The sequence below is a fragment of the Streptomyces sp. NPDC031670 genome, from assembly GCF_055580545.1.
This window is the reverse complement of the sequence record NZ_JBVILC010000014.1, coordinates 99,371-116,604: the sequence shown is the minus strand read 5'-3', so window position 1 is coordinate 116,604 and position 17,234 is coordinate 99,371. Positions and strand designations below refer to the sequence as shown.

Annotated in this window: 19 protein-coding genes and 1 pseudogene; 16 read left to right on the top strand and 4 right to left on the bottom strand. The window is 62.8% G+C overall.

Annotated features, from left to right (window positions below):
• Positions 1-62 precede the first annotated feature (62 nt).
• From ACZ5ID_RS25070 to ACZ5ID_RS25060, 3 genes are read right to left on the bottom strand one after another with little or no spacing between them, the layout of a single operon-like run.
• Positions 63-884: an AAA family ATPase gene (locus ACZ5ID_RS25070; protein WP_468901956.1), complete on the bottom strand. Its 822-nt coding sequence runs from the start codon at positions 882-884 to the stop codon at positions 63-65.
• Between the two features lie 31 nt (positions 885-915).
• A complete protein-coding gene (locus ACZ5ID_RS25065; protein WP_468901953.1) occupies positions 916-1,758 on the bottom strand; it encodes a RecB family exonuclease in 843 nt (280 codons plus the stop codon).
• The gene (locus ACZ5ID_RS25060) at positions 1,755-2,099 is read right to left on the bottom strand and encodes a hypothetical protein (protein WP_453198081.1); all 345 of its coding nucleotides are present in this window, start codon (positions 2,097-2,099) and stop codon (positions 1,755-1,757) included. Before ACZ5ID_RS25060 ends, ACZ5ID_RS25065 begins: the two co-directional genes overlap by 4 nt.
• Positions 2,100-2,634: 535 nt before the next feature.
• Between ACZ5ID_RS25060 and ACZ5ID_RS25055 the strand changes: the two genes are divergently transcribed.
• Both ACZ5ID_RS25055 and ACZ5ID_RS25050 read left to right on the top strand, forming a co-directional pair.
• A complete protein-coding gene (locus ACZ5ID_RS25055; RefSeq protein WP_468901949.1) occupies positions 2,635-3,483 on the top strand; it encodes a helix-turn-helix transcriptional regulator in 849 nt (282 codons plus the stop codon).
• A 31-nt stretch (positions 3,484-3,514) separates the two neighbouring features.
• Positions 3,515-3,919: an acyl-CoA thioesterase gene (locus ACZ5ID_RS25050; protein ID WP_453198085.1), complete on the top strand. Its 405-nt coding sequence runs from the start codon at positions 3,515-3,517 to the stop codon at positions 3,917-3,919.
• 98 nt (positions 3,920-4,017) lie between these two features.
• Here ACZ5ID_RS25050 and ACZ5ID_RS25045 read toward each other — a convergent pair whose 3' ends face one another.
• Positions 4,018-4,503 (bottom strand): hypothetical protein, encoded by a 486-nt coding sequence (locus ACZ5ID_RS25045; protein ID WP_468901946.1) that lies wholly within the window; start codon positions 4,501-4,503, stop codon positions 4,018-4,020.
• Positions 4,504-5,174: 671 nt separating this feature from the next.
• Here ACZ5ID_RS25045 and ACZ5ID_RS25040 point away from each other — a divergent pair.
• From ACZ5ID_RS25040 to ACZ5ID_RS24975, 14 genes and pseudogenes are all read left to right on the top strand, one after another.
• Positions 5,175-5,504: an HNH endonuclease gene (locus ACZ5ID_RS25040; RefSeq protein ID WP_468901943.1), complete on the top strand. Its 330-nt coding sequence runs from the start codon at positions 5,175-5,177 to the stop codon at positions 5,502-5,504.
• 34 nt (positions 5,505-5,538) lie between these two features.
• Positions 5,539-5,724, top strand: coding sequence for a hypothetical protein (locus tag ACZ5ID_RS25035; protein ID WP_030706481.1), 186 nt, complete (start codon positions 5,539-5,541; stop codon positions 5,722-5,724).
• Complete coding sequence (locus ACZ5ID_RS25030) at positions 5,724-6,161, top strand: phage terminase small subunit (RefSeq protein ID WP_030706478.1); 438 nt, start codon at positions 5,724-5,726, stop codon at positions 6,159-6,161. Before ACZ5ID_RS25035 ends, ACZ5ID_RS25030 begins: the two co-directional genes overlap by 1 nt.
• Before the next feature lie 34 nt (positions 6,162-6,195).
• Entirely contained in the window at positions 6,196-7,755 is a 1,560-nt protein-coding gene (locus ACZ5ID_RS25025; RefSeq protein ID WP_468901939.1) for a hypothetical protein, read from the top strand.
• Between the two features lie 88 nt (positions 7,756-7,843).
• Positions 7,844-9,280 carry a phage portal protein gene (locus ACZ5ID_RS25020; protein WP_234323403.1) on the top strand — a complete coding sequence of 479 codons (1,437 nt, stop codon included), beginning with the start codon at positions 7,844-7,846 and terminating at the stop codon, positions 9,278-9,280.
• A 63-nt stretch (positions 9,281-9,343) separates the two neighbouring features.
• Positions 9,344-9,904, top strand: coding sequence for a hypothetical protein (locus ACZ5ID_RS25015; protein WP_468901936.1), 561 nt, complete (start codon positions 9,344-9,346; stop codon positions 9,902-9,904).
• Between the two features lie 72 nt (positions 9,905-9,976).
• Complete coding sequence (locus tag ACZ5ID_RS25010; RefSeq protein WP_199808011.1) at positions 9,977-11,086, top strand: phage major capsid protein; 1,110 nt, start codon at positions 9,977-9,979, stop codon at positions 11,084-11,086.
• 35 nt (positions 11,087-11,121) lie between these two features.
• Positions 11,122-11,463 carry a hypothetical protein gene (locus ACZ5ID_RS25005; protein ID WP_468901933.1) on the top strand — a complete coding sequence of 114 codons (342 nt, stop codon included), beginning with the start codon at positions 11,122-11,124 and terminating at the stop codon, positions 11,461-11,463.
• Positions 11,460-11,789 (top strand): hypothetical protein, encoded by a 330-nt coding sequence (locus tag ACZ5ID_RS25000; protein ID WP_468901931.1) that lies wholly within the window; start codon positions 11,460-11,462, stop codon positions 11,787-11,789. Before ACZ5ID_RS25005 ends, ACZ5ID_RS25000 begins: the two co-directional genes overlap by 4 nt.
• The gene (locus ACZ5ID_RS24995; RefSeq protein WP_468901928.1) at positions 11,789-12,118 is read left to right on the top strand and encodes a hypothetical protein; all 330 of its coding nucleotides are present in this window, start codon (positions 11,789-11,791) and stop codon (positions 12,116-12,118) included. The genes ACZ5ID_RS25000 and ACZ5ID_RS24995 overlap by 1 nt, the downstream gene beginning before the upstream one ends.
• A complete protein-coding gene (locus ACZ5ID_RS24990) occupies positions 12,118-12,501 on the top strand; it encodes a hypothetical protein (RefSeq protein ID WP_030706463.1) in 384 nt (127 codons plus the stop codon). The genes ACZ5ID_RS24995 and ACZ5ID_RS24990 overlap by 1 nt, the downstream gene beginning before the upstream one ends.
• Positions 12,502-12,611: 110 nt before the next feature.
• The gene (locus ACZ5ID_RS24985) at positions 12,612-13,523 is read left to right on the top strand and encodes a phage tail tube protein (RefSeq protein ID WP_063754706.1); all 912 of its coding nucleotides are present in this window, start codon (positions 12,612-12,614) and stop codon (positions 13,521-13,523) included.
• An 80-nt stretch (positions 13,524-13,603) separates the two neighbouring features.
• Positions 13,604-13,894 carry a hypothetical protein gene (locus tag ACZ5ID_RS24980; RefSeq protein WP_030706459.1) on the top strand — a complete coding sequence of 97 codons (291 nt, stop codon included), beginning with the start codon at positions 13,604-13,606 and terminating at the stop codon, positions 13,892-13,894.
• A gap of 412 nt (positions 13,895-14,306) precedes the next feature.
• A pseudogene (locus ACZ5ID_RS24975) lies at positions 14,307-15,833 on the top strand (tape measure protein); the annotation flags it as partial.
• Between the last annotated feature and the right edge of the window lie 1,401 nt (positions 15,834-17,234).

Here is a 17,234-nt window from a genome sequence, read left to right as displayed (position 1 = left end):
CCCGCCCTTCTTCTTCCAGTGTGTCACATTCCAACTCGGCCACCAAGCGGAGAGTCTGTGATCTAGAACTCGTCACTCAGGTCGGAGATTTGAAGGTTCGACGTGTTGACCTCGAAGGAGGCGTACGTCTCGCCAGAGGGGTCCGCGAACCCTTCACGATTTTTCACGGGCGACATATGCAAGGTGCGTCCGTTCATCCCATCAACCTCGGCATGGATGGTGCACACAAGCGCGGGTACACGGCCGATCTTCCCCTTGACTCCGTCAAGGGGAATCGGCTTGATTCCGGAGCTGTACTCACCAACGACGTGATGCATGGCCATCACGTGAGCGTGAGTCTCCCGCGCCATCTCGTTGAAGTAGTCGCAGAGCCCTTCGAGGCCGAACGTGTACTCCTCGGCGTTCGAGGAGCCGCCCCCGTCGACATTGGTGATGTTGTCCACGATCACCAGGTGCGGGTAGATGCCGAACACTTCCCGGTAGCACTCAAGGTGCAGCTCGATCTCCTTCGGAGTCGGCCGGGCCTGATAGTTGAACCGCAGCCACCAGCGCTTCGCGAGGGCGGCCTCGTACTCCGCGAACGACCCATCGTCGGCGACGAGCTTCTTCTTGATGTCCCGGGCGTTGTCACCCGTGATCATCGCCGTCGCGCGGGAGAGCTGGGTGGCCGCTGTGCTGTCGGCAGAGAAGTACATCGTAGGGACGTTCGACCAGACGGCCAGCCACAGCGCGGCGAGGGACTTTCCGGTACCGCCTCCAGCACAGACGACGGAGAAGTCTCCGCGACGGAACTCCACTTCGAGCTTGGAGAGTCCGGTAAATGGGTTCTTGAGGGGTTCGCCGGCCGCGCCACGGACGAGGATGGATTGATTCAGGCTGAACAATTCGACACCTCCATAATGTCACATTCCAACTTCAGCGCCGCGCAAATGCGCAGGCGTATGACACGTCGCAAAACCGGCATCCGAATCCGGGCTGAGGCGGGAAGTCGCCGGCCTTCACGCCCTGGTCCATCCGTACGATGCGCTCGGTGATTTCATCCGGATCTGCGTCAGCCAGCTTTACGGGCCGGGAGACCTTGCCGGTCTTGGCCAGGTACCAGTCCCCGTTCGTGACGGGAGCCTCTTCGGGGTACAGCTGGTTCACCGCGAGGCCATAGACCCAGAGCTGGAACTTCGACTTGGTGGAGCCAGTCTTGAGGTCCCGGACGCGACGACTCATGTCCGCGTTCAGGAGGACCTGGTCGATGAAGCCGCGGACCTTGACTCCTCCGAACTCGGCCATGAAGTAGAGCTCGACGGCCGGCGTGCCGTCAGCCACCTGCCAGACGCCATCCCGGTGGTGCTTCTTCGGGTGCCACAGCACGGGCGCGTTCTCCTGGACGTACGCCACGTACTCACGCGTCTGGCGTGAGCCCACCTCGTACCGCTCCTCCAGGTCGTCAGCGGCGCTGCCCTTGTTAGCCCTCATCCACTGTCCGATGTCGTTGAGCTTCCCCATGTCACGGTTGATGCCGTCGCAGTACTCGTCCTGGAAGACCCGCACCACGTCGTCCGCGGCCATCTCACGCCCGGACTTCTCGAACTCCTCGGCGGCAGTGTGGAAGGAGGTTCCGTGGGTACTCCAGGCCGCCGGCCGGGGCTCCACTTTCTCCGCCCGCTTGAGCCAGCCCTTGTACGGGCATTCTTCGTACTCGGTGATCTGACTGACCGAGCGGGGCATGCCCGCCCACCGCTCGTAGTTGGCCTCAACGGTCACGCGCTCTCCTCCTGAAAGATTCCGAACTGAATGAACGACGTGGACCCCTTCATCCTGGGGTGGGGCCATTCACAGATGTCGCTGTAGACGATGACGCAGTCCCGCAAGGGCCGCCCTGCCCCCTTTTCAAGAAGGGCGAGCTGCTGCTGCTCGACGGCTCCCATGGTGTTTCCGAGGGTCACCGTGGTGATCTTTCCGTAGCCGACCGCAGTGGTCGTCACTATTCCGGACGCGGTGGTTTCCGCGGGCGGCTCCGACCACTGCTCGCACTGCGCGAAGGCAGTGACAATTTCAGCAGCCCGAACATGGACCTTCACGCCTTCGAAGGTTTCGAACACCATGCTCCTCTTTCGCTTCCGACGGCACCGGCCGCCGCGCCTTGAACCCTACCGGCGCAGGTCAGCCTTGTGTCACATTCCAACTGTGTTGACGGTCACAAATCGCACGCCTTCACGTAACGATGCGACCGATCCGGCAGTGTGACGATCGCCACGGCAGCGCAAACGCATATCTCTCCCCCTGGGGGCATGCACCCCCCTAGCGGGCCGGCCTTCAAAACGGCCGGACCCTCACCCCGACACCAACTCCCCAAATACCGGGCGGAGTCGGCCGCACGGCGCCGGGGCGCTTCCATGATTCTTACCCATGCCGGACCGGAACGACGTTTCCGGAAGTCGCGCTCCGCAAGTTACCTGCGTTACATCTTCGGTTGAGCGCACAACCATCCCGCCTCCTCGATCGTCTTCGCAAAAATGCCTTCTGCCCAACGGGCTCGATCTGCCTTCCGCACGGCCAAAATCCTGAGCTGACTGTCAGTGGGCTCCGGTAGGGTCCTCGGTAAAGAGACGCTAAAACGACTCATGGGAGATAAAGCAAATGCAGGCTGGTTTGGCAGGGAGCTCTCACACCGACTCTGAATTCGGTGACGAGAATTCCGGTCTGCCTCGGTTCTTGCGCGCATGGCGGGCGGCAGCAGGTCAGAAGATGGGCCTCCACAAGCCCATGCCGCAGGCCCTTGTAGCCCAACGCTGCAAGATGAGCGACCGTTGGTACAGGGACATGGAGAAGGGCTACATGCCCCGACCCGACCGCGAGGCCATGGAGCGCCTGGCCGACGCCTTGCTCCTGGAGCCCGACCAGCGACTGACGCTCTTCCTCTACACCGTTGGCTGCACCCCGCCCGCAGGCGTGACGGCCATTCACGACTCTCCGGAGCACAGGGCCATACAGCTGGTTCTGGACCAGCAGGACCCCCGGCCGGCCTACGTCTCCGACGCCGACTGGAACGTCATCGCGTACAACCGGCCCATGGGCGAATGGTTCCCGTGGGTACGGGAAGAGGGCGCGAACCTGATGCACTGGGGGCTGATCAACCCCGAGTCCCGCGACCAGCTCGTGAGCTGGGAAAGCCATGCCCGCGTGTACCTGAGCATGATCCGTCTGGAACTCGCTCGGGGCCGCAGTACCAGCGTCCTGCCCCAGATCCTTGAGCAGGCCCTTGAAGACCCGCTGATCCGCGACTACTGGGCCGAGGACACGACCGTGGTCGCCAACCGGGACGGCCACCACTTCCGGCTCCGCATACCGCGGTTCCAGGGGGAGATCGACCTCATCTCCCAGGTCTTCATTCCCGCGCGCTTCGAGAACCTGCGCCTGGTCCTGCTCACCTGGCCCCACGAGGCGGAGAGCCCCACCGGCTTCATGGTTCCGCCCGTCATCGGCTGAACCTCACCCACACACAAGCGAGCCCTTCAAGATGAACGCATTCACCTTCCAGTGCCAGATTCGCTGGTCCGACATGGACGCGAACGGCCACGTGAACAATTCGGTGTACTCCCGGTACCTCGAAGAGACCCGCATGAACATGTTCGCGGACCTCGTCCCCGCGGACCCGGACGAACGTCTGGCAGCTAACTTCGTCGTCTCCGAGCAGTCGATGAAGTTCGTCCGACCGCTGGTCTACAGCACCGCCCCCGTGACCATCACCGCGCGGGTAACGGGAATGAAGGCCGTGTCCTTCTCGCTCGACTGCGAGATTCACGATGCCGATACCACCTACATCAAGGCCAGCACGCTCATGGTGGCCTTCGACTCGAAGGCGGGCCGGGTCCGCCGGATGTCGGACACCGAGCGGCACTCCCTTGAGCGGTTCATGAACTAACTAACCCGCGCCGCCGCATAGCAGGCAGACAGCCAACGGGCCCCCGGTACACACCAGGGGCCCGTTGCCGTGTCCGAAGGCCGGCTCGCGGCCGTGTCTCACTCGTCGGCGAGGGTGATCGCGTTCAGGTGCTCGCCCTCGGGAAGCTCGCGGTCCCTGGGCCACCGCACGATCAACGCACCGTCCGCTTCCGTCCTCGGCTCCAGGCCGAATCCCCCTGCGGCCTCACGGTCGTACGTGACGATCAGGTTCTTATCCCTGATCTTCTTCTCGAACCGGGCCGCTGCCAACAGGTGCGTCTCGTTGAGCTGGTCATCACCCAGCGCCGCCCGCAGATAGGCCCGCAACTGCTTCGCCAAGTAGGTGTTGTGGTGCGAGCCCTTCTCCTTGGTCGTCAGCACATCCCACGGGATCAGCTCCGTGATGACCGTCTTGGAGACCTGCCGCCGGTAGTACCCGCCCAAAGTGAGTGCCTTGTTCACGGCCTGGCCCGAGACCTCGTAGCGCTTCCCGATCTGCTCGTCGGTCAAGCCCTGCTGCGAGAGACGGATCAAGGTGTTGAGATCCGGCAGACGCTTCTCCACGGGCCCGACTCCTTCCATGTGACGTGCACCGAACGCGCTTACATGATCGAAGGTAGCACTGGGATCGACTCGCGAAGCGCCAGGAAGTTGCATCACACTCCAACCTGAGAGCCATGTCACATCCCAACTCGAATGTCCGTTCGATCGGTCGTTCGGTAGCGTGTGCCGCGTGTCACATCCCCACTTGGAGGTGTCCGCTTGCCATCCCCCGGACACCGACATAGTTAGTGAGAAGAAGAAAGAAGAGTCAGTAAAAGCTGATTCATTATCCCTAAGAAGCATCCTCTCTGACTTACAAGAGTCAGAGAGAGATTCCTTCCTGTTAGATCTCCTGTCGAGTATTCCAGTAGAGGTCCAGGAAGGCATTGGCCCCGGAGCCAGATCAGAAACCTCCGGGGCCTCTCATTCAACCGACCGAGAATGATCACCTTGAGTCGGCCAAGGCAAGGTAGCTCCTTGCTGGCGTGGTGGTGTACGGCCGCACCCCGACAATAGGGGCTTTGAAAGCCCCGACGATAGGAAGACCGGGTTCAACTCCCGGCCAGCGCACGAGCGGTACGGAGTCCTGACAGGGAAACCCGGCGTTGTCAGGCCCTCGCAAGGGAGCGGCCCCGAAAGGGGCAGCGGTTCGAATCCGCCCTACCGCCTTACAAGTTCACAGAGGAGGACCAATGCCGAGAGCCAAACAGATTTGCCTCGTGAGCGGGTGTACCTCTGTGACCATTCGTTCCGGCCGGTGTGAGGAGCATGCTCCCCCAGCCCGAAAGGGCTGGGACCGGCCTTCTGCCCGGAACCAGACCCGCCCAGGTGACTGGTCGTCCCGAAGGGCGAAGGTCCTGACCCGTGACCGGTTCACCTGCCAGAAGTGCGGGACGCGCGAAAACCTCCAGGTCGACCACCTCATCCCCGTCTCCCGGGGCGGGAGTTGGGAACTGGACAACCTCTGGACGCTATGTGGCCGTTGCCACGCGCTCAAGACCTACTACCAAGACCGAGGCTGAGCCCCGGTTAGTTCATGCATGGAGCCGTGATGTGATGACCGACCCCGAACCGTGGGATGCCTGGGCCGACGAACGCGACCAGGAGTACGCCCCGTACCGAGGGCGTCAGCCCTCGAAGGCCGCGGTGAAGCGGCGGTGGCACCAGGACGCGAGGACCGAGCTGCACGAGCTCGGCGAGCTGTACGGGGTCTCTCCTGACGTGGCGAACGGAGCGATCTGATGCCTGCTCGGCGCGGGCCTGCCCCGAACCCCAACTCCGCTCGAAGGAACACGGACCATGCCCTGGGCGAGCGCAAGCTGTCCGGCCAGATCGGTGCCGGCCGTGAACTCCCCAAGGCCCTCGGCATCACCACCTCCGGAGCCAAGCGCTTCTGGAAGACGTGGGCCTCAGCTCCTCAGACCGAGGACTGGATGGATACCGACTGGACCGAGCTGGAGATCGTCACGAAGCTCGTGGATGCCTTCTACCTCGGAGACATGAAGCTCGCCGGGGAGATTCGCCAGCGCGTGGGCAAGTGGGGCGCCACCACCGAGGACCGGGCCAGACTCCGGATGTCCTTCGACAAGCAGGCCCAGGGCGAGGCTGCGGGACCGCCCCAAACCACTTCGCACGCAGACATGGATGCGGAGCTGTTCAAGCTTCTCAGCGAGGGTTGAGCACAGTTCTCCCCTGATCCCGAGGGGAGTTCAGATGCAGACCGGAAACCTTCCCAAGGGTGTGCCGGCCCCTCACGAAACCCTCGGCTACGGCATCATCCGCTGGGCCCAGACCTACATCGTGCAGCCTGACGGAGACAGCGCGGGCGAGAGCTGGAAGTTCACGAACGAGCAGCTTCGCTTTGTTCTTTGGTTCTACGCGATCAACTCGGATGGGACCTGGAAGTACTCGGCCGGCACCCTGCGTCGGGCAAAAGGGTGGGGAAAAACGCCCCTGCTCGCGGCGTTGGCGATCGTAGAGTTCATCGGTCCCTGCCGGTTCAGTCACTTTGATGAGTACGGCCTTCCTGTCGGTAAGCGTGTTCCCTTGCCTGTCGTCCAGCTCGGCGCAACCGCGCTGGACCAGACACAGCAGACCCTCGACATGATCCGCGGAATGCTGTCCGAGTCTCCGGCCGAGAAGGAATACGGCCTGGAGATCTCGAAGTCGATGGTTCAGTTCAAGTCCGGCAAGCCGGGCTCGATCACGCCGAAGGCGACCAGCGGCCGAACAAACGAAGGTAACCGTCCAACTTTTATCGTGATGGACGAGGTCCATCACTGGGTGAGTTCCACAGGCGGCCCTGATTTCTATCAGGTGTTGAAGCGAAATGTCGAAAAAACCACGAAGGCTGGTAGCCGGTGGGTGACGACAACGAATGCATTCAACCCCAACGAAGACTCAGTAGCTCAGATCATCTTCGAATCCGACATGGTGGCCCAGGGTTATTGGCTCTACGACTGCCTTGAGGGCTCCCTAGAAGTAGAAGACATCCGGGACGAAGAGAAGGTGTCCGCAGCCCTTCGGGAAGCTTACGGGGATGCCCACTGGGCCGATATCGAGGGTCTGACGAAAACGATCCTCTACGACCGCACGACTCCCGACTCGACATACTTCCGCTTCTTCTTCAACCAGATCGCCGAGTCGAGTGATGGCTGGATGTCCAAGGCCGAGTGGGACGCCTGCGAAGCCGAAAACGACATCGAGGCCGGCGAACAGATAGCAATCGGTTTCGATGGAAGTGTCCGAGGCGACGGAACCGCTTTGGTAGGCGTCAGATTGCGCGATGCCAAACTGTTCGTCCTCGGCAAGTGGTTGCGCCCCGAGCACGCGAAAGATGACTGGGAAGTCGATGTCCTCTCGGTCGAAGCCGCCGTCAAACGGGCTTTCAACACCTATCGCGTGGAATGGATGTACGCCGACCCTCCATGGTGGCAAGAGAATATCGGCCGCTGGGCGGTGGAGTGGGGCGACGATTACGTTTTTGAGTACTGGACCAATAAGCCTACTCGCATGGTTCAGGCCGTCGAGAGATTCCGTACCGCTGTCATGGTCGGTGACCTCTCCCACGTTGGCGATCCCGAAATGACTCGCCATGTCCTCAACGCCGTTGTTCGTGAAGTCCCTCAAGGTGATCTGATCGTCAAGGACTCACCTCGATCTAAACGCAAAATCGATATCGCGGTGGCCGCCGTACTTGCACTTGAAGCACGCGCGGACGCGATTGCGGATGGGCGCCTCCAAATCAAAAGGAGGCGAGTAGTCGGTTTCTGAGCCCCGCTCGAAAGGGGTTCGGATGGTAGCTGCTCTTGATAAGTCGATAGGACAGGAAGGCGTGATGTCGCCTCCGTCCACTCCACAGATGTGGATGGACTACCTGTCATCGAAGCTCTCCTCCCGAGCAGGTCGCTTCAAGCGATTTGGAGAATATTACGACGGTAAGCATCAGAAGATGCTCTTCTCTCAGTCGAAGTATCGGACCGAGTTCGCCCATGTCTTCGACCGCTGGAACGACAACTTCTGCGGCTTGATCATCGACAGCGTCAACGAGCGTATGTTCATCGACGGCTTCCGACTGTCGAAGGAACCGGCGGAAGACGACCTTGCCCGAGAGATCTGGCAGCGGAACCGCATGGACTCGGAGTCCAACTCCGCCCACCTGGACGCCATGATCCAGGGAGCCGCGTACGCGGTCGTCTGGGGCGACGAGTCCGGCAAGGCCGTGATCTCCGTCGAGTCCGCTGAACACGTCGCGGTGCAGTACAAGCCGGGCTCGCGTCACGAGATCGAGGCCGCGGCCAAGTTCTACGTTGATGACTGGGGCCGCCAGTTCTGCACTCTTTGGCTCGCGAACTCCGTCCACGTCGGCAACTGGAAGATCGGCGGCTACACCATCGATGGGCCGGCCAAGCCGAACCCCCTTGGTGTCGTACCCGTCGTTCCCATCCAGAACAGAACGCGTCTCGTTGGCGAACCCATGTCGGACCTGGCCACGGTCATACCGATTCAGGACGCTATCAACAAGACCGTTTCAGACTCTCTTGTCGCATCCGAATACGCAGCCTGGCCCCAGCGATACGTAACCGGTCTTGAGATTCAGGAAGACGAGAACGGCAACCCGATTGAGCCCTTCAAGGTTGCCGTCGACAAGCTCCTCCAGGCCGAGGACCCGGCCGCCAGCTTCGGCCAATTCGAAGCCGCGAATCTCTCGAACTACGTCGACCTCGTGGACATGCTGACCATGCACATGGCCAGTATCGCGAGGGTCCCGTTCCATTACATGCTCAAGGGCGGCCAGCCTCCGAGCGGTGATGCGATCACTTCGGCCGAAGCCGGTCTGGTATCGAAGACCCGAGAGCGGATGCTGCATTTCGGTGAAGCATGGGAGCGCACCATGAGGCTCGCCATTGCCGTGGAGAATGGCGGGAAGCTACGCGAGGAGTATGAAGCCGCGGAGGTCATCTGGCGCGATCCGGAAAATAGGACCGAGGCCCAGCATATTGATGCGCTTCTCAAGCTCCAGCAGCTCAACGTTCCAAAGCAGCAGCTCTGGCAGGACGCTGGCTACACCCCTTCTCAGATCGCACGATTTGATCAGCTCCTGGAAGAAGAGGCCAAGACCGAAATGGAACGGGCCGACAAGTATCAGACCGATGCTCAGAAGCAGGAGCTTGCCATCGCCCAGCAGGGCGCCGACGACAAGTCGGCCGTCTCCGGCGCAAAGGCCAAGGCTCAAGCCATGAAGCCTGCGCAGGGGAACTCCGGCAATGCGAACCGTCAACGTTTCGAGAAGAAGTAGCAGAAACGTTCCCTCTACGGCCGCCGAAATGGTGGCCCTTCCCAATCCGAAATGGATGATCACATGAGCGACGACCAGACGACCACTGATACCGGCACCACGGTCAGCGTGCACGATGGTGCTGACGCTGCCGCGTTTCAGGCGGAGATCGACAAGTGGAAGGCCCTGTCCCGCAAGAACGAGGACCGCTTCAAGCAGGCGTCCACAGAGCTTGAGGGATACCGCCAGTCCCACATGTCCGACACCGAGAAAGCCATCGAAGCGGCTCGGGCGGAGGCCCGAAACGCGGCCCTCTCCGAGGTGGGGACCAAGCTCATCAGCGCAGAGCTTCGTGCAGCCTCCTCAGCGGCCGGAGTGACACTTCCCGGCGCCGAGTATCTGAACCTTGACTCGTTTCTCGGCGAGGACGGAAACCCGGACTCGGTACGTATCGAGGCGTTCGTGTCGTCCCTTCCCAAGCCGAGCACCACGCAGCCTTACGCGCAGGATCTCGGCCTCGGTCGTCAGGGGAGCCCGGCTGCCGGCCAGCTCACTCGTGAGGACCTTTCCCGCATGTCTCCGAGGGAGATCAACGAGGCCCGTAAGGCGGGCAAGTGTGAAGCCCTCATGCGAGGCGAAATCTAGAGCAGGCCCCTTTTTTGCGCTCAAAGTTGGAGTGTGAGATTCGGGCGCCTGCCTTTTCTCTAAGGAATCTATATGGCTGGTAACGACTTCACTACTCAGGCAGCTTCGGGCCTTCTGACCGGCGGCCCTGCTGGGCAGGACCCGACACTCAAGGGTCACGGCGTCTTCGTTCCGGAGCTGTGGACTGCCCAGCTCCTCCAGGACCTTGAGGACAATCTGATCCTCGGTTCCGCGGAGATCACCAACCGGAACTATGAGGGCGAGTTCCGGCGTGAAGGTGACCGCATCCGCATCCCTCACTTCGTCGACACCGTTGAGGACAAGGGCCTGGTGAAGGCTTACGGCGAGATCGGCGACAAGGACCACGCGGCTCTTGAGTACATTCCGATGACCGTAGGCAAGGGTTCCTCGTTCCACATCGAGATTGACGCACTTCACCAGCTCCAGACGAAGAGCGGCATCGACCTCATGTCGGAGCTGGTACGTCAGCGTGGCCGCCAGGCGGCCGTCTCCATCGACCGGATGCTGGCTCAGACCCTGACCGCGGCCGTCGTCGGCAAGGACCTGAACGGCGCGGAAGCCATGCCGGCCGACGCGTCCACCCTGCCCGCCCTTCACGGCAAGATCGACACGGTTACGCCGAACGCTCTGGAGTCCGAGGTCATCGGCGTCTATGACTACGTGGTGGCGATGCTGGAGAACCTGGACCTCAAGAACGCTCCCGACTCTCGGTACCTGTTCATCTCGCCGCGTCTGCGGTCGCTGCTTCTGCGCGACCCGAAGTTTGTCGACGCCAGCCACTTCGGTGGCGGCGCGGTCATGCCGTCCGGCGCCATCGGCACGATCCTCGGCATTCCCGTCCAGGTCTCGAACACCCTGGGCAAGGAGCGGCCGACCGAGGCCAAGTTCGTCAAGGGCCGCCGCCACGATGCCCTCAACAGCATCGACATGTTCATGGGCTCCACTTCGGCCACCAGCCTCGTCATCCCGTTCGCGCAGATGGAGGCGTACAAGCCGGAGAAGAGCTTCACCGACGCCATCAAGTCGCGCGTGATCTACGACGCCAAGGTGATCCGGCCGGAGCAGCTTCTCGTTGCCACGGGGGTCGAGAAGGCGATCGTGGACCACAACAAGGTGGCCGTGGAGAAGAACCGGACTGTGGCCGTGCAGGCAGCCAAGTAGCCCCCTTTTCTGTGCCCAAAGTTGGGATGTGACACATGAGCACCACCGTGGACGACATCTCTGTTCGCCTGGGGCGCACGATCGGGGACGACGAGAAGCCGAGAGTGGAGGCGTTCATTGAGGACGCCTCCGCCCTCGTGCAGGATTACTGCGGCAGTGGTTACGCGCAGACTGCGGGCATCAAGGCGGTGATCTGCGCCGAGGTCATCCGATGGCTTGCCGTTGCCCCAGGCATCGTGAGTGAGCGTGTCGGAGACATCCAGGTCGAGTTCGGATCCTCCGCGACCACCCAATCCCTCTCCCCAGCAGCCAGAGCCTCCCTCAAGAGGTACCGCAGGAAGCTCGCCTCCATCTCCCTGATCCGGGAGGCGGAATGAAGAACCTGTTCACCGATGAGGTCCAGGTCCTCCGCGCCGGCCTGACGGACACGGCCTACGGAAGGAAGCGGGACTGGGACCACGCGAACGTGGTTTTCAAGGGGCTCGGCAACGTCCAGCCTGACCGCTCCTTCGAGGTCCGCTCCCCGGAACGGGAGACCGCCCAGGAACGGATTCTGGTGTACCTGCCCTTCGGGGCCGACGTGGGTTCCGCGGATCGGATCCGTTTTGGATCACGGCTGTACGAGGTGGACGGTGTCCCGTCGCCCTGGGGGCACAGCTCCCTGCGGCACGTATGCGCTCGGGCCTGGCGGGTGGAGCACTGATGGCCGCCCGCGTCCGCTTGATCCTCGACGAGGCCGCCATTCATCGACTCATGTCCTCAACCGAGACGGCTCGGGTGCTCGCCCAGAAGGCGTCGGCCATCGCGGCGAGCGCCCGCGGATCTGCCCCCAAGAACCGCAGGGGCTCGTGGAACATGTACGCCCTCTCCCTCTCCGTCACCGCGTTCGAGGTCGAGGGGATCGTTCATTCAGCGGTGCAGGCAGACCGGCATGCCCTCCTCATTGAATACGGCTGGCGGGACAAGAGCGGCCGACGCCATCCCGGCAGTCACACCTTGAAGGACGCCCTGATGAAGGAGCGTGAGAGCTGATGCGCCTCGACCCCGTGTCGGTGGTCTTCGACTACCTCAAGGGCCTGAATGAACTAACCAACTTCGTGACCGGTGATCTGGTGGGACGCGAACCGGGAGACACCACGATCTACCTGGAGCACGCCGGGGGGCACCGCGTGATCCGGGCCCGCATGGACCGGGCCGACATCACGTACCAGGTGTACGCGAAGGATCGGGCCGAAGCCTCGGCCGTCGCCTACCGGGTCCGTGAGCTGCTGCTTGAAGACCTGCCGGCCCGCGTTGTGGGTGGCGCCCTGGTGCTCGACGTGGACGAGGCAATCAGCCCACGCTACTTCCCCGACGCGACATCCCGCGAGCACACCTATCAGGGCGAAGTGATCCTCTTCCTGACCGACGCGTAAGCCTGCGTACGGCCTCTCTTTTTTGCCCTCGAAGTTGGAATGTGACATTCGCGCCAGCTTCTCAGCCCCCTGCCCGGGGGCTTTTTTCATGCCCATTCACAGGAGGCCCCATGGCTGAGAACTCCGGCAATTCCAAGAAGATCCGCTTCGCACCCTCGGGCGAGATCTACGTCGCACCGGCCGAGCGGGTTGCGAACATCCTGCCCCGGGACACTGTCCCGTTCACCGCAGACGGCGACTTCCGTGCCCTGGGCTACGTGGACGAGGGCGGCGTGACCATTACCCCGTCCATCGAGACCGACCCGGTCAACGTGTGGCAGTCCGCAGTACCCGTCCTCTACAACGTGAAGTCCGCATCCTTCCAGGTCAAGGCAACCCTGATGGAAACGAATCAGCTCACGACCGAGCTGTTCTTCGGAGCCAAGTGGGTACCGGCCACCGACAAGGAGGGCAAGGTCATCGCGGGCACCTTCCGCCTCGACCTCAAGTCCACTCCTGAGCTTTCCGAACTCGCTCTCGTCGTGGACTGGTCGCAGACCGTTGATGGTCGGCCGGTCCGATACCGCTGCGTCATCGGTCGAGCCATGATTTCGGACCGTGGTGCAATTCAGCTCCAGCGGGCCGAGAACGGCAAGTTCGAGCTGACGATTGACGCCCTGGACCGCTCCGGAAACCTCGGCTACGTCCTCACCGACGACCAGGTCATCGATGGCCCCGTCGAGGTGGCCACCAAGGTGACCCTCCAGCCGGGAATCGTTGAGCAGAGCGGCCACTTCGATGTGGTCGGCCAGGGCTTCCCCAAGGGCGAGGCCGTCACCCTGACGTTCTCCTCCGAGACCGGCAAGTTCACCCGGACGGCCAAGGCCGTCGAGGAGAACGGCTCCTTCGTCGTACCGGTCACGGTCGCGACGGATACCCCGATCGGCCAGTACACCGTCAAGGCCAGCGCCGGATCGGTGGTCAACGTGGAAGCCATCGGCAAGCTGACGGTGAACGCCAAGCAGGCGGAGCCCGGCAAGTAGCAGAAACCTTTCCCCGTGGCGGGGAGGGATAAATCCCCGCCCCCTTCTCATCATCCCCACCTGTCATCCCTGGAGTTCCCATGGCCACTGCCAAGAAGACCACGACCGCCGCCAAGTCCGCCGAGGCGAAGGACCAGGACACTGCCTTCGAGTTCAAGGGCGAGCAGTTCCTCATCAAGTCCCCCATGAACCTTCCGGACGAGGTCCTGGACGTGATCGAGGAGGGTGCCGGCGAACGGGCCATCACGCGGGCCATCGTCGGCCCGGAGCAGTGGGCCAAGTACCGGGCTCTGCGCTGCACCATCGGCGAGTTCAACGAGTTCCTGGAGAAGGTCACCGAGGCCGCGGGCTTCGGTGAGCCGGGAAACTGATACAGACCGTCCGCATCCTGCACGAGTACAGCGACCCCCTTGAAGCCGACCTTCTGTCGCACTTCGGGGTTGACCTGCTCGACCTGTGGTCCGGGCGGCTGTCTCTGCGCCGTGTCCATGTCCTAATCCAGGCTCTCTTCAAGAAGCCTGGAGAATCGCTGCTTCTCATCGAGATCGATGACGCAACTTCCTGGACCGAGACGAATCACATTCTTGCCCGGATCTCCGATGGTCTCGAACTGTCGAACTATCTCTTCATCAAGGCCAACTCAGGCGAGGACGACGACCTCGCGCCCCCGGAGCCACTTCCCCGCCCTGGGCGGGTTGCAGAGAAGCCGAAGCCTCGCGAGTTCGCCTCCGGCGATGACGTGGCTTCGTTCTTCAACACCTTCGGCAACCCCTAGGAGGCTGCATGGCTACGCGAGGAAGGGCGCCGGTCAAGGTCGGCGCCGGTTACATCGAGATATACCCGGAGCTTTCGAAGACTGCGCTGGCACGGCTCCGAACGGACCTCACCACACAGTTGACCGCCATGGGTAAGGCCGGGGCCGCAGCCTTCTCCAAGGGCCTCACGGGCGGATTCCAGGGAATCGCCACTGCCACTTCCAAGGCAGCGAAGCAGGCCGGGAAGGCGACCGAGAAGGAAGCGGTCGACACCTCTAACAAGCTCCGCCAGATCGAACGGAGCTTGACCCGCTTCCACGGTGAGGAGGCCGGCACTCAGTTCCGCACCTATCGCAACCTGGCAAGGCAGCGCGAGCAGCTTGAGGAAGGTACCTCCCGTGTAACCCGTCAGGCGATTGCCGACACTGTTCGCGCAAACCGCCAGGCCACTCAGGACACAATCCGCCAGGCCCGCGAGGAGCAGGAACAGAAGGCCCGCCTCCAGCGCGAAGCCCTGGCCGAGACCCGTCGACGCGTCCAGGCGGAGCGGACCGAGGAACGGGCCCTGGCCCGCGATGTCGCGCAGGTCAGGCGCGAGCAGGCCACCGCGGCTCGGCAGGCTGCCGCTGAGCAGAGGGCCGCCCAACAGGAGCTGGCTGCCGCTGTGCGTCGGCGGCTCGCCGAGGAGCGCGCAGCCAATCAGGCCCGCGTCGGTTTTCTGCGTGATGAGCTGCGCGGTCTCCAGCAGACCCGCTCGGCGTACGCCGACACGATCACCAGCAACCGTCGCCAGGTAGCCACCTGGGACCGCGAACACCGCGCGTCCACGCGGTCCGCTGGAGAGCAGTGGAAGTCCCTCTCGCAGTCCACGGAAACCTACGGCCAGAACCTTGAGCAGGTCGGCCGGAGCATCACACAGAACCTCGTAGCCCCGCTGGCCATCGCCGCCGGATACGTCACCAAGATCGGTGCCACGAGCGCCGACATGCAGTTCTACTCCTCGGAGGGCCTGAACCGGGCCGGCTTCAACCAGAAGGAAGTAGCCAAGGGACTCCAGGCAATCCAGGACTTCGCGGTTCACACCCCGTTCTCGCTGGAGGACATGACCGACAAGTTCTCCCAGGTTGCGCGCAACTTCGAGTCCTACGGCAACTCGACTTCGGATTCCCTCAAGAAGTCCGAGCTGCTGATCAAGGGCATCGCGGACTACGCCGCCTCTTTCGGTGTCACCAGTCCGGAGAAGGTCAAGGGCGGCATGATGGCCGCCGACATGATGATGGACCAGGGCAAGCTGTCCACCCGGTACCTTCGTCAGTTCGTCCGAGGCACCGGTATCCCGATGAACGAGCTCGGCAAGATCGCCGGGTACAAGGGCGGTCCCGACTTCCTCAAGGAGGTCCAGGACCCCAAGGGCGGTGTGAACTCCAAGGAGTTCTTCGACAAGTTCATCAAGGCGTATCAGACGGCTCCCGGCGTGAAGGGCTCCGCGGAAGCTCTCGGCACTGGCTCCATCGGTGGACACTTTACGTCCGTCAAGGAACAGATGCAGTTGACCCTCGGCAAGCTCTTCGGTGGCTTCTCGGAGGAGACCGGGAAGTTCGAGTGGACCGAGCTCGGCAAGAACACACACAAGCTCGCCGACAGGCTCCAGGACCTCGTTGAGGACCCGGACTTCCAGAAGCTCGCAGGCGGCCTGTCCGGCAACCTGATCAAGGCCCTGAACCTCCTCCTCGGTGGCATCGAGAAGACCCAAGGGTTCTTGAACGACCATCCCTGGCTCAAGGATCTCGTGGCCAAGGCCGTCAAGGTCGTCGCAGTACTGGGGCCGCTGGCTATCGCCATCGGCCTGGCCACCAAGGTTCTCGGCAAGGTAGGAAAATCGTTCCTCCCGCTGATGAAGCTGACCGGTGGCCTGGCGAAGGGAGTACGCGGCGGCTACCGCACCGCGAACCAGTTCCTCTCCGGCGTCGCGGCCGGGCGGGGCAACTTCCGTGAGGCGTACCAGGCTCGACGCGCCGAGAACCACGACGGCGATGACCGGTCTCTTGCCCGGCGTGGCATGGACCGGATGCGGGGACAGGACAGCCGCTCCACCCGTCTGACGGTCGAGACGAGCGATGCCGAGAACGCCCTTCGGCAGGTGGATCAGCGAATTCAGCAGATCCAGAGCCGGATTTACAACCTCAACCGGGAACGGCTGAACTCGCTCGCCAACGAGCTGGGCGGCGAGGCCGGCACGAGTGTCCGCGGTGGTGCTCAGGGCGCTGACCGTGAGATCGATCAGACGCGCCTGTCGGTGCGGGAGCTGAACCAGGCCCCGCTGGCCGAACTGGGTCAGCGGCTCCTGTCCGTCAAGGAGAAGGCCGAGACGGCACAGTCCGGCATCAAGCAGGTCCGCCAGGCCGTGAACGACCTCAATGACGGCAAGCTCGGCATGGTCCGTCAGCAGGTCGAGTTCTTGAAGGAGAAGGCCGAGACCGCGAAGCGGTACATCGCGCAGGTGGCGTCCGCGGTGCAGGATCTCAACGGTCGTTCCCTGGACAGTCTCCGCGCGAAGTTCTCCTCGAACCTCACCCCTGCGATCAGGGAGTCGCACTCGGAGGCCAAGGACCTCAACGACCGGATCAAGGACATCAACGGGCGGGCCTTGGGGCAGATCACAGGCAAGGTTCGTACCCTGCGTGACGCGCTGGACCAGGCCGAGAACAAGGCCGGTGGCCTCGGCGGCAAGCTCGGCTCCGTCAACGAGCTCACCGGCTTCGGCGGGGGCGGCAACGGCAAGAACAAGGGCAAGGGTCACGCTCTCGGTGGCATCGTCCCCGGCTACGCGCCGGGGGTGGACAACTACCACGCGATCCTCTCCCCGGGTGAGGCGGTCCTCCGTCCCGAGGTCGCCAACGCCCTCGGCTCCGACACCATCAACGGATGGAACTCGGCTGCTGCTCGTGGCCGGATC